The organism is Natronospira bacteriovora (genome assembly GCF_030848495.1).
Classification (GTDB): Bacteria; Pseudomonadota; Gammaproteobacteria; order Natronospirales; family Natronospiraceae; genus Natronospira; species Natronospira bacteriovora.
This window is the reverse complement of the sequence record NZ_JAVDDT010000008.1, coordinates 17438-29720: the sequence shown is the minus strand read 5'-3', so window position 1 is coordinate 29720 and position 12283 is coordinate 17438. Positions and strand designations below refer to the sequence as shown.

Annotated in this window: 6 protein-coding genes and 1 tRNA gene; all 7 read left to right on the top strand. The window is 63.6% G+C overall.

Annotated features, from left to right (window positions below; genetic code table 11):
• Positions 1-49 precede the first annotated feature (49 nt).
• The 7 genes from RBH19_RS11505 to RBH19_RS11475 all read left to right on the top strand — a co-directional run bounded on the left by RBH19_RS11505 (position 50) and on the right by RBH19_RS11475 (position 11813).
• Positions 50-125 (top strand) — tRNA-Phe (locus tag RBH19_RS11505).
• A 701-nt stretch (positions 126-826) separates the two neighbouring features.
• Entirely contained in the window at positions 827-1447 is a 621-nt protein-coding gene (locus RBH19_RS11500; protein WP_306729005.1) for a DUF502 domain-containing protein, read from the top strand.
• Positions 1448-1577: 130 nt separating this feature from the next.
• A complete protein-coding gene (locus RBH19_RS11495) occupies positions 1578-3842 on the top strand; it encodes a putative bifunctional diguanylate cyclase/phosphodiesterase (protein ID WP_306729004.1) in 2265 nt (754 codons plus the stop codon).
• 385 nt (positions 3843-4227) lie between these two features.
• Complete coding sequence (locus RBH19_RS11490) at positions 4228-5169, top strand: ABC transporter substrate-binding protein (protein WP_306729003.1); 942 nt, start codon at positions 4228-4230, stop codon at positions 5167-5169.
• Positions 5169-8810 carry an EAL domain-containing protein gene (locus RBH19_RS11485; protein WP_306729002.1) on the top strand — a complete coding sequence of 1214 codons (3642 nt, stop codon included), beginning with the start codon at positions 5169-5171 and terminating at the stop codon, positions 8808-8810. Before RBH19_RS11490 ends, RBH19_RS11485 begins: the two co-directional genes overlap by 1 nt.
• A gap of 137 nt (positions 8811-8947) precedes the next feature.
• Positions 8948-9604 carry a response regulator gene (locus RBH19_RS11480; protein WP_306729001.1) on the top strand — a complete coding sequence of 219 codons (657 nt, stop codon included), beginning with the start codon at positions 8948-8950 and terminating at the stop codon, positions 9602-9604.
• Positions 9605-9611: 7 nt separating this feature from the next.
• The gene (locus tag RBH19_RS11475; protein WP_306729000.1) at positions 9612-11813 is read left to right on the top strand and encodes a hypothetical protein; all 2202 of its coding nucleotides are present in this window, start codon (positions 9612-9614) and stop codon (positions 11811-11813) included.
• Positions 11814-12283 lie beyond the last annotated feature (470 nt).

The window sequence follows — 12283 nt, the reverse complement described above, 5'->3', positions numbered from 1 at the left end:
CGTCAATGCGGTTCCGCATCCTCCGGCGGGAACAGTCAGACCATCCGGCGGCCAGGTAGCTCAGTCGGTAGAGCAGGGGATTGAAAATCCCCGTGTCGGCGGTTCGATTCCGTCCCTGGCCACCATTTTCTCCCCATCCGGTTATCGTTGCTTCCACTGGCCATTGTTGCTGCGTCAGAGGAATCGAACCCATTTTCTATTGTGTCGGCGGTTCAGCCGTTCGCGGCGTGGATCGTGTTGCGACCGTGAGAGCCGTCCTGCCGGAACCCGTCCCTGGCGCCCAGGCCAGGCCGCACTTCCCTGTGCGGCCGCGAACTGAGCTGCGAAATGCCACCGGCATTTCGGTCTCAGTTCGCCCATCCCTGGCCACCATTTTTCCTCGTTTGTTGATCGTTGCCGCCAGGCTCCTTTCGGTGCCAGCTTTATTGGAATCGAACCCCTCATTATTGTGTCGGCGGTTCAGCCGTTGACGGCATGGGTCGTGTTGCGACCGTGAGATGGACCATGCGGGGTACCCGTCCCTGGCGCGCCGGCCAACCCGCCGAATCACCGCTCTGGAAAGGGTCTTGGTGGCCCTGACCAGAACCGTGGGAAACAGGGATGTTTCCCTCGAGCCTACAGGGATGTATTCACGGCGTGTTCTGGGCAGGGCCACCAAGACCCGATTTGGCCACCACGCCCGAATTTCCTCCCCGCTTTTCCGCGAAGAACCTTACTTGTTGTGTCGGCGGTCCTACCCATCGCGGCCTGGATGGTGTCGCGACCCTTTCCTTATCTCGGTAGCGTAAGCTGGGGCCATTCCGGGACGTCCATGTTGGGGATGGTGATGAAGCGTCTGACGAAACTGTTCTTTCTTGGCCTGGCCACGCTCTTGCCAGCGGTATTCCTTCTCTATCTGATGCTGGGGCTCCTGTTCTGGGCCGAGCATCTGCTGGGGCAGTGGCTGGCTGTGTGGTTGCCGGCGGGGTGGTATCTACCGGGCATGGGTCTTATTGCGGGGGTGCTGCTGGTTCTGTTGACGGGGGTGCTGGCGCGCAGCTGGATCGGGCCGCCGGTGGGGCGCTGCTTATCGCGGCGTATTGGCCGCATTCCCCTGATCGGGCGCCTGTATCTCACCGTGCGGGATGTGGCCCGTCGTTTTTCCGGGGAGCGGCCCACCGGCTTTTCCGCCGTGGTGTTCGTGCCGGAGTCCGACGATCCGGCGGCGGGCGGTCGTCTCGGCCTGGTGGCCGAGCGTCAGCCGGTGGCCTGCGGGGTGGCCGGGCGGGCACTGGTGGCGGTGTATTTCCCGGCCCCCTTCCAGCCGGGCGGCGAGCTGCTGTTCTATCCGTCGGATCGCCTGGTGGACTGCGACATGAGCGTCGACGAGGCCATGAGCCTGATTCTCAGTGGTGGTCTGGCGGCGGCGCCCGAAGTGCCCGCTGCCGGTCAGGGCGATAATGGATAAAAAGATGACTGTTGCCGAACCGTTTCCACGGATTCTCATCTAATCTTCTGAAAACGATCCGGTAGCCACAGCATGGGGTTGCGGGCCGGGTCGGCCACGGTCGCCCTGACGGCGGTTGGGGTTTCTGTCCTTGCGCTCGATCTTGCGTCGCCTGGCGGTTCGCCAGCTCCGAAACCTGGGCCTCTTCCTGGTTCTGTTCTTCCTTCTCGCCCTGTTGTTCCTCGATGGCTCGCTCCATCTGCATGCTGCTTCGGGCCTTGAGCCGCCCCTCATGCTGGGCATGCTGGCCGTGATGACCGGCGGCCTGGCCGCGCTCGCCTTGCTGTATCGTCGCTGGCGGCCCTCGCCACCGCTGCGGCTGGATGAGCTGCAGGCCATGATCGATCTCTTGCCGGCGCAAGTCTGTGTGCTGGATGGCGAGGGGTGTATCGTTCTCGTGAACCGCGAGTGGCAGCATTTTGCGGAGGCGGCCGGCGTGCCGTTGGCGTCAGTGGGGGTGGGGGTGGATTACCTGGCGGTCTGCGAGCTGGGCCGGCGTCAGGGGGCCGACGGTGCCGAGCCGGTGGCGCAAGGCATTCGCGCCGTGATGGCCGGATCCCCGGCACCTCCGACACTGATCAATGCCTGCCACTGGGGAGCGCGTCGGCGTTGGTTTCAGGTGGGGATATCGGGCCTGCCCGGGTGGCCGGGTGCGCTGGTGGTGCACACGGAGGTCACCGACGCTCTGCTGGGTGTGGAGGCGCAGCGTCTGAGCGAGGCTGCCTTTGCCAATGCCGGTGAGGGCATGGCCGTGTGTGACAGCGAGTTGCGGGTGCTTCGGGTCAATGAGGCGCTGGCCCGGTTGCTGGGTCGGGAGGATCTGCCCGGCAACCCCTTGCCGCTTGGCGATCTTGACGGAGAAGAGCCCATCCTGGATGACCAGGGCCGCTGGCGCAGCGATTGCGCCTTGACCGGAGCCGGGGGCGTGCCGGTTCGGGCCCATGTCAGCCTGGCCCGGGTGCGCAATGCGGACGAGGTGGACAGTCTCGTGGTGGCCACGGTGACGGATCTCTCCCGGTTCGAGGCCTATCAGGCGCGCATTGATTACCTTGCCTACCACGACGAGATCACGGGTCTCCCCAATCGGCGCCACCTCGAAGAAGTCCTGACCGAGGCCATGAACCCGCTGATGAAGGATCGACGGGGGGCGCTGGTTCTGATCGGCATGGATCGCCTGCAACCCATCAATGAATCGCTGGGGCACGCCATCGGTGACCAGGTACTGCGCATGGCCGCGGAGCGCTTGCGGGCCTTCGCCGAAGCCCGCTGGTCGCTGGCACGGCTGGCCGGAGACGAATTCGCCCTGTGGCTGGAGGGGCGCGGCGCCGGTCAGGTACGCCTGCCGGTGCAGTCCCTGTTGCGGCTGTTGTCGGAACCGCTGGAAATTGCCGGTCATCAGCTCTACATGACAGCCAGTGCCGGGGTGGCCTGCTTTCCCGATGACGGCGACGAACCGGAAACCATCCTGCGCGCGGCGGACATTGCCCTGGCCGTGGCCAAGCAGAAGGGCCGCAACCGCATCCAGTTCACCCAGGCGGACATGAACGAACGGGTGGAGGAGGAACTGTTCCTCAGCCAGGAACTGGTCAATGCACTGGCGATGAATCAGTTGCGTGTGGCCTATCAACCGATCATCTGCCTGGGAACACTCGGAGTTGCTGGCGTGGAGGCACTGTTGCGCTGGCAGCATCCGGACCTGGGGGAGGTGGCACCGGATCGCTTCATTCCCCTGGCCGAGGACACGGGCCTGATCATTCCCATCGGCGAGTGGGTGTTGCGCGAGGCCTGTCGCCAACTGCTGGCCTGGGAGGAGGCCGGGCAGTGTTGTCCGAGGGTGTCGGTGAACCTGTCCGTGGCGCAGTTCCGCGACAGCAACCTGGTCAGTCGCATCGTGGGTATCCTGGCGGAAACCGGTATCCCGCCCGGGCGACTGTGTCTGGAAGTGACCGAGAGCACTCTGGCCTCGGATCCGGAGCTGGCGCAGGAAGTGCTGGGTTCGCTCCGGCGAGTCGGCATTTCCATCGCCGTGGATGATTTCGGCACTGGATACAGTTCACTGGCCTATCTTCGGCAATTCCCGCTGGATGTGCTCAAGGTGGATCGACGTTTCGTTGCCCGCATTGAGGAGGACGGAGATGATGCCGCCATAACCCGGGCAGTGATCACCCTGGCTCGGGAGCTGGGCCTCAAGGTTGTGGCCGAGGGTGTCGAAAAGAACGGTCAGCTCAGGCTGCTTCGGCAATGGGCCTGCAGTGAAGCGCAGGGCTTCTTGCTTGCCCGGCCCCTGTGGGGCAAGGATATCGACCTGTCGCGGTTATTGAGCGGCTTGCGAAAACGGCTGGAAAATCACGCCTGAACTGCTTTAATTTGATGCATAACATTACAGTTCACCCGTCTGTCGCTCCTTTAACGCCTTCGATCCTCCTTCTGCCCCGGCGGGGCATCCATGTTCCTTTAAGCTGTGCGGCGACGATCAGTGAACAGGGAGCCTGCACCCGGGCGCCATGCCTTGCGGTGTCACCAAAGACGGTGGGCAGGGATGTGATCACATGAGAAGGTGTCCCCGAATCGGGGCAAAAGGCTTTCTTCCTTCGCTGCCGCTTCCGGTGGCGACCCTCCCCTTCGGGCTGCTGTTCCCATCGTCACCTGAGCGATCCTGTCGCCACTGGTTGTCCGTGTGCTTCGCCCTTCTTTTCCTCCTCCTCCCCGCTGCCGTTGCGGCCGACGAGGATCAGCGCCCGTTGCGGCTCAGTGGTGTCATCTACCTGGGTGATCTGCCGACCCTGATTGCGCATGAGAAGGGCTTTTTTCGTGCCCAGGGTCTCGAACTCGATGTGGAATTCGGTGTTTCCGGGAAGGACAATCTGGCTCGCCTGCGGGCGGGGGAACTGGACTTCGCGTTGATGGCGCTGACCCCGCTGGTGCTTGATGTGCTCAATCAGTCCCCCACGGATGACGCCAACGCACCATTGATTCTGGCCAATGTCTCTCATTCCCTGGGGCTCAATTACGTGGTTGCCCGCCCGGACAGTGGCATCGAATCACCGGCCGATCTCCCCGGGCGGCCCTTTGGCGTGATGCCGGGCACCAATGCCGAGTTTCTGCTGTCCCGGTTTGCCCGATACCACGGAATCCGGATTGACGAGAAAGACATTCGGCCCATGCCCACGCCCGAAGTGCATGATGCGCTGCTTGAGGGGTCGCTGGAGGCCGGCGTGTTGTGGGAACCCTGGGCCTCCCAGCTGGAAAGCAGGCTGGGTGAGGCCCTGGTGCGTTTCCCCGTCCGCCAGGTCTATACCGCCCGCTGGGTGCTGGTGGCGCGAAGGGGCGTGATGGACGCCGATCCGGAAGCGGCGGAAGGTCTGTTGCGGGCCTATCTGAATACCGTGAATTTCATCGAGCGCAACCAGGACGAGGCCATTGCCATCTATGCGCGGCATGCCGAGTTAAGCCCGGATCTGGTGCGTCGGCAGTGGGACGGGCTCATCTATGGCCTGACCCTCAACTGGGCGCTGGTGACCGGCATCCGGCAGCAGGCGGAATGGGCACGAGCCAATGGCCTGGCTTCTGTCGATTCCCGCCTTGATGTCTTTTCCCTGATTGAACGTCGCCCCTTGCAGCGCATGGCGCCCACGCTGGTACTGCTTCCCGGAAATCCGCCGGTTGCGGGGAGGGCGGAGTAATGCGCCTGCGCTACCTCTCACAGAGCATCACGATCCTGTGCCTGGCCGGCCTGATTCTGATTGCGGGTTTTGGCTATGTGGTAATCAATGATCTCCGCCAGGCGCGGGTGGATACCGATCGCCTCCTGTCTCTGCAGCAGCGCGTTGACATGCTGTCGATGGTGAGTGAAAGCATGTTGCTGTTCGAGCCGGACGCGGCATTGCTTGACGCGCTCAAGTCAGAAGGTCAGGCATTACAGGCCGCGTTCAGGGAGCTGGAACAGAATCACCCGGGCGCAATGCGAATGGGGCGTTACATCGATCTGACGCTGGAACTGGTGGAGGTGGAACAGGCCCGGGCCCTTGCGGGGCAATCGGGGCCGGGGGAGGGAATGCTCGGCCTGGATCAGCGAAGCCGCGACATCCTGAGTCAGCTGGCCGGGCACAACATGGCGCTGCACAGTGCCCTGGCCGGCATGATCCGGGAGCGCCAGGCCGTGGCGGCGGAGCAGGGTAATGTCGCGGTCTCCGCCCTGGCCGTTTCCGCGTCCTTCTTCGCGCTGCTCTGTGTGATGGCCTTCATGACACTGCACCGTCGCCTGGGGCAGCCGGTCAATCACCTCACGGATGTCATTCGGCGCCTGGAAGGTGGCGAGCGCACCGCAAGAGCCAGGCTGCCCGGCCGTGACGAAATGGCGAAGCTTGCCGATGCCTTCAATCATCTTCTGGATCGGCAGCAGGCCACCGAGCAGGAGTTGCGGGATTACGAGGAGAGCCTGGAGCAAAGTCACCGCTGGCTTGCCGAATCGCAGCAGATTGCCCATGTGGGCAGCTTGCGCCTGCATATTCCTACCGAACACCTGGCCTGGTCGGAAGAAAGTTTCCGAATCTTTGGTCTTGATCCGTCCACCTGGTCGGGTGCGCCGCAGGATTTCATCCGCCTGATCCATGGTGATGATTATGCGGATTTTGTTCGAAAACGGTCGAAAGCACTGGCCGGTGAGGGCGACCTGGATGTGGAGTACCGCATCACCCGGCCCGATGGCGCACAGCGCCATATTCGTCAGCGGGCTATCGTGCGACGGGATGCCAATGGCGAGCCCGAGTACCTGGTGGGCACCTTGCAGGACATCACTGATCAACGAGTCACGGCGCATGCCCTGGCCGAACAGCAGCGGCTGCTCGAGATGGCCGGTCGCCTCGCCCGCTTCGGCAGCTGGTCGGTGGACGTGGCGGAGGCGCGGGTCTACTGGTCGGAGGTGGTCTGCGAAATCTTCGAAGTGCCCCATGGCACCCGCTTTTCCGTGGATGAAGGCATTGCTTACTACGCCCCCGAGTACCAGGACATCATCGCCCGGCGCTACGAGAACTGTGTCTTTGGTGGCGAACCCTTTGACGAAGAGCTTGAGGTGATCACCGCCAAGGGGCGCCGCATCTGGGTGCGGGCAACCGGTGAGGCGGTGTATGACCGTTCCGGGGTGGTGGTGACGGTCCAGGGGGCTTTGCAGGACATTTCCGATTTCAAGCGAGCCCAGAAGCGGGCGGCCCAGCTGGGGCATCGTTTCCAGTCCGTGCTTGAAAACCTGAACGAGGCCTTCTTCACGCTGGATGAGAACTGGCGTTTTTCCTATCTCAATACCGAGGCGATCCGCTTGCTGCAGAAACCGGCGTCCAGTCTGCTTGGATGCCGGATCTGGGATGTCTATCCGGATCTGGAAAAGGGCCCGGTGGGTGACATCTATCGTTACTGCATGGCTCATCAGGTTCCGCGTCGCGTCAATGACTTCTTCTATGAGCCGCTGGACGCCTGGTTCGATATCCGGGCGTATGCCTTCGAAGGCGGCTTGTCCGTCTTCTTCGAGGATGTGAGTGAGCGACATCGCCTGATCAGCCGCCTCCAGGCACAGGAACAGGATCTGCGTGCATCCCGGGATGAGCTGGCGGAAGGCCTGGCGCTGCGCAAGGTGCTCATTAACTCCCTGCCGGCCCATATCGCTCTGCTTGACGGCAAGGGCTTCATCCGTGATGTAAACGACTACTGGCGTCGATTCGCCGAAGACAATGGTCTTGATGCACAACGCCACGGCCTGGGGATCAATTACCTGGAAGCCTGTGAACGGGCGGAAGGCGAGGGCGCGGACGATGCGCGCCGAATTGCCGCCGCCCTGCGGGAAGTGCTGGACGGCGCCAGACCTTCCTTCTTCATGGAGTACCCCTGCCATTCCCCCTCGGAGGAGCGCTGGTTCCGGGTCATGGTCAACCGTCTGGCGTCGGAGGCCGATGGCGTCACGGGCACGGGGGCAGTGGTCATGCACCTGGATATCACGGAGCGCAAGCAGGCCGAACGGGAACTGAACCGCCTGGCCTTCGAGGACCCCCTGGCGCCGGTACTCTCCCGCACCGGCTTTACACGCGCCCTGGACGAAACCATGGTGGCCCGGGGCTGGGACGAGCAGGGCATGGTGGTGATGCTCGACATTCTCAGCCTGCGGCATGTGAATGATGCGCACGGCTATGCGGTGGGGGATGAGCTGATTCGCCTGCTGGGTGAAAGGCTGATGCGACTGACGGGCGAAACCGGTTTTGCGGGGCGGGCCGGGGGTGATGAGTTCATGGTCTATCTCGCCTCCCGCAAGGGTGAGTCCAAGCAGCAGCGTCGGCGTGCCCTGGAGCGCATCGTCCAGGAGCCGTTCGCCGTTCACGGATTCACCATCGAGGTGCAGGCGCGCTACGGCTACACCCAGTTCCGCAAGGTATCGCGTTCGGCTGAAGCACTGCTGAGGGAGGCCGAGCTGGCCCTGTTTCAGGGCGCCGGTCGCGAGCATGGACAGCACTGGTCGGCCTACACCGAAGCACTCGATCGGGAAACCCGCAGCCGGGTGGGCATGGCGAAGGATCTCCGCCGCGCCCTGGAGCGGGATGAGTTCACCCTCAATTTCCAGCCCAAGGTGGACATGAGAACCGGCCAGGTGGTGGCCGCCGAGGCCCTGCTCCGCTGGCAGCATCCGGAACAGGGGCCGGTCTCGCCGGCCGAGTTCATCCCCGTGGCCGAGCAGAGCCAGCTGATTCGGCCCATCGGCGAGTGGGTGCTCGCGGAAGCCTGCCGAACCGCGGCCCAATGGCAGGCATCGGGCCTGGAGGATGTCCGTATCGCGGTCAACGTGTCCCTGCAACAGTTCAGTGATCAGCGCTTTTCCAGGAAGGTGAGCACCTTTCTGCGAACCCACGGCATCCGGCCGGATGCCCTGTCACTCGAGATTACCGAGTCCGTGTTCGAAAGCGAGGGGCATTTGCTGGGCGAGCAGATGGCCGAGCTGACCGATATGGGTATCCGCCTGTCCCTGGATGATTTCGGCACCGGTTATTCCTCCTTGCTCTACATCCAGAAATACCCCTTTGACGAGATCAAGATTGATCGCGGATTCGTCAGCCATATGCTCAGGGAGCACTACAGCCATGAAATCGTGCGTACGGTGATCGGCGTGGCCGGACTCATTGGTGCCGACGTGGTGGCGGAAGGGGTGGAAACGGCCGAAGAGCGCGACGCCCTGCTGGCCATGGGCTGTCACATCGCCCAGGGTTACTTCTACAGCCGGCCTCTCCCGGCCCGGGATTTCCAGTCCCTGCTCGAATCCGCGAGTGCCCCCTTCGCCACGCTCTGATGGTCCATTGCTGCCCGGGGGTGCAGATTTCTGCCGGGCAGATTAGACTAGGGTCTGAATGCTCACCTGTCGTCAGGGATCAGGGATGATCGGCTCACAGGGCGATTCTCAGGATTCGACAGGAAAGGGGTCTGTGCATGGAATCCATTCTCGTCATCGAGGACAACCCGGATACCCGGGAATGGCTCTACAGTCTTGCCGAGGAAGCCTTTCCCGGCGCGGCGGTGGATCAGGAGGCGACGCTGCAGGGCGGGCGGGGTCGCCTGCCCTCGGGTTACAACCTGGCCCTGGTGGATCTGAGTCTGCCGGATGGCAGCGGCGTTGACCTGCTGATAGACATCCAGAGCGATTACCCGGATACCTTCGCGGTGGTGACCACCATCTACGATGACGACCGCCATCTCTTCGATTCCATTCGTGCCGGCGCCAAGGGCTATCTGCTCAAGGATCAGCCCCGGGAGCGGCTGGTGGCCCAGCTCAAGGGTATCGCCCGCGGCGACCCGCCCCTGTCCCCCGGGGTGTCACGCCGCATCCTGCGTTATCTGGCGGGCGGCGCCCGACGTACCGAACCGGATGCCCCCCGCCTGACGGACCGGGAAATGGAAGTGCTGAGCCTGCTCTCTCGTGGCTTCAACCGCCACGAGATCGGCAAGGCGCTGGACATTACCGCCAACACGGCGGCCGGCTACGTGAAATCCATCTACCGCAAGCTGCACGTCTCGGGGCGTGCCGAGGCCATTCGCGAGGCCATCGGCTACGGTCTGGTCAGTGCCGGTGGCAACGACGACGGATAAGCCGCCCATGGCCTCATCAGCCAGGGCGGCCGAGCCAGCGCGCCAGCTGCCCATCGCACCACTTCACCTGCTTTCCCTGGTACTGCTGATTGGCCTGGCCGGGGTTGTGCTCACCACCGTGCTGGCCATGCGCGGCCCCTGGCTGGGGCTCACCCTGACCAGCGAGGCGGGCGGCCGCCTGATGGTGGAGCGGGTCTATCCCCGCGGGCCGGCCGCCGGCCAGCTGCAGCCCGGTCAGGAGCTGATCGCGCTCAGAACCATGGACGGCTACGTCTATTCCCTGCGCGATCACGATCCGGCACTGGAACCCCATACCCTGCCCACCTTTGCGGCTTACAACCGCTTTCTCGGCGAGCAGGGACGTCTGCACCAGGCCTTGCAGGCGGAATTGGTGGTGTTCCAGACCGATCAGGGCAGCGTTTCGGTCCGCCCGGCCGCCCAGCGGCCGCTGCACAAGCTGCCGATGGAATTCTGGCTTTTCCACCTCTTTGGCCTGATCGCGCTCACCATCAGCGTGGCGGTCTGGGTGTTTCGACGGGGCGAGTGGCCACCCCGCTTCCTGGCGATGTCCGGGATTGGCTTCTACATCGCCACCGCCGCCCATTCGGTGTGGATCGGTCGCGAGCTGGCCCTTCCCGCCGGTTTCTTCGACGCCCTGCTGCGAATCAATCATCTGGGCCTGACGCTGCTGCTGGGCACCATCATTGCCCTGCTGGCCCACTATCCGCGCCCCCTGCCCAGCCTGCGCGGGCTCACCTGGGTGCTGGTGGCACTGCTGCTGTATCAGATCAACGAGAACCTCCAGCTCTTCGATCTGCCCTGGCACACCTTCTATCTGCCCATACTGCTGGCCTACGCCAGCGCCGCCATCCTGGCGATGAATCAGTGGCGCCTGTCCCGTCATGATCCGGTCAACCGGGCCAGCCTGAAATGGATCTTCCTGTCGGTGTTCCTGAGCATGGGTGTGGGGGTGGTGGTGTATTTCCTGCCCACACTGCTGGGCTACGACAGCGACCTGTCGCAGATCTTCCTGGCCGGATTCGGCTGCACCCTGTATGTGGGCTTTGCCCTGGGGGTTCTGCGTTACCGTCTCTTCGACCTGGATCACTGGTGGTTCCTGGCCTGGCTCTGGTTCTTCGGGGGCATTGCGGTCATCGCTCTGGATCTCGCTCTGGTGGCCTTCCTGGGGCTTGGGCATGTGGAAGCCGTGGGCCTGGCGGTTCTGATCGTGGCCTGGGGCTATCTGCCCCTGCGTAACTGGATCTGGCGCCAACTCACCGGCCGCAGTCGCAGCGCGGTGGACGAGGCCCTGCCGGCGCTGGCAGAAGATATCGTGCGGGCCCGGGGCAGCGTCAGCGCCGATGCGGCCTGGGAGCAGACCCTGCGGGCCCTGTTCCACCCGCTCAGCGTCGAGCGCGTGGAGGTGCCGGCCGAGCGCCCCGCCATCCTCGCCAGTGGCGCCGAGATGCGGGTGCCGGGCCTGGGCGGAAATTCATCCCTGTGCCTGCATCACGCCGATGGCGGCAGCCGCCTCTTCAGCACCCGAGACCGCAAGACCGTCGCGTCACTGCTGAACATCGCCCGGCGCCTGTTCCACATCCGCGAGGCCGAGGCCCAGGGCGCGCGCGGTGAACGGGCAAGAATCATCCGCGACCTGCATGACGATGTAGGCGGCCGCGTGCTGGCCCTGATCCACTCGGCCCAGACCGAGCGTCAGGCCGATCTGGCCCGCAAGGCCCTCGGTGCCCTCAGGGATACCATGGAAGCCCTGGATGACAAGCAGGAAATCTGCCTGGAAGACGCCCTGCTGGAATGGCATGAGGAGGCGGAACAGCGGGCCGAAGCCGCCGGCGTCCAGCTGGTGTGGGAAAACGCCAGTCGGGATCTCTCGGGCTGGTTCATGACCCCCCGCCGTCGCATCAACCTGCGCCGGGTCATGGACGAGGCCCTCACCAATGCCCTGCGACACGCCCGTCCGACCTCGGTCTGTGTCCGCGTCGAGGATGGTGACGGTATCCTGCGTTGCCGCATCACCAACGATGGTCTGCCCGAAACCCTCACCGCCGCCGAGCAACTGCGCCCCGGCCGCGGCCTGCATCACATGAAGACCCGGGTTGGTGAACTGGGCGGGCGCTTCGAAACCCGCATCGTGGGAATCCCGCCCCATCACTGCATGGAAGTGCTGTTTCAGCTGCCCATTGAGGGCTGAAAAACATTTAGCCGCGAAATGCACGCGAAATGGACACGAGATAAAAGACGAAAAGAATATTGGCCACAGATGAACACGGATGGACGCAGATTTTTGGGCCGTGGTTGGGGTGATGCCGTGCTGGTTCGGAGGGGCCGTGCCGAATGTCGGCGGTGGGCTGGCTATCGGCACCGTGGGAGCGGATTTATCCGCGATGACAATCTCTCGGTTGGCACGCCGCTGAACCGGCACCCCCTGTAGGCGCGGATTCATCCGCGCAATGGCCGGAATCCGACGTCCCACCATTCATTGAGGTGCACCACGGATTGCAATGATCCCATTAGAGAATCAAACGTCAGATTCTAACCATTGCGCGGATAATGGAGGGTTTCACCAGACGGGCGTGCCAACCAATGATTTGAAATCGCGGCTGAAAGCCGCTCCCACAGCGGGCGGTCAGCACCCGTGCTTCCAAGCCCTATCTTGTGTCC

Excerpts from the sequence above, each read along its gene's own strand:
- RBH19_RS11500 (WP_306729005.1), top strand. The coding sequence starts at position 827 with ATGAAGCGTCTGACGAAACTGTTCTTTCTTGGCCTGGCCACGCTCTTG.
- RBH19_RS11485 (WP_306729002.1), top strand. The coding sequence starts at position 5,169 with ATGCGCCTGCGCTACCTCTCACAGAGCATCACGATCCTGTGCCTGGCC.
- RBH19_RS11480 (WP_306729001.1), top strand. The coding sequence starts at position 8,948 with ATGGAATCCATTCTCGTCATCGAGGACAACCCGGATACCCGGGAATGG.
- RBH19_RS11475 (WP_306729000.1), top strand. The coding sequence starts at position 9,612 with ATGGCCTCATCAGCCAGGGCGGCCGAGCCAGCGCGCCAGCTGCCCATC.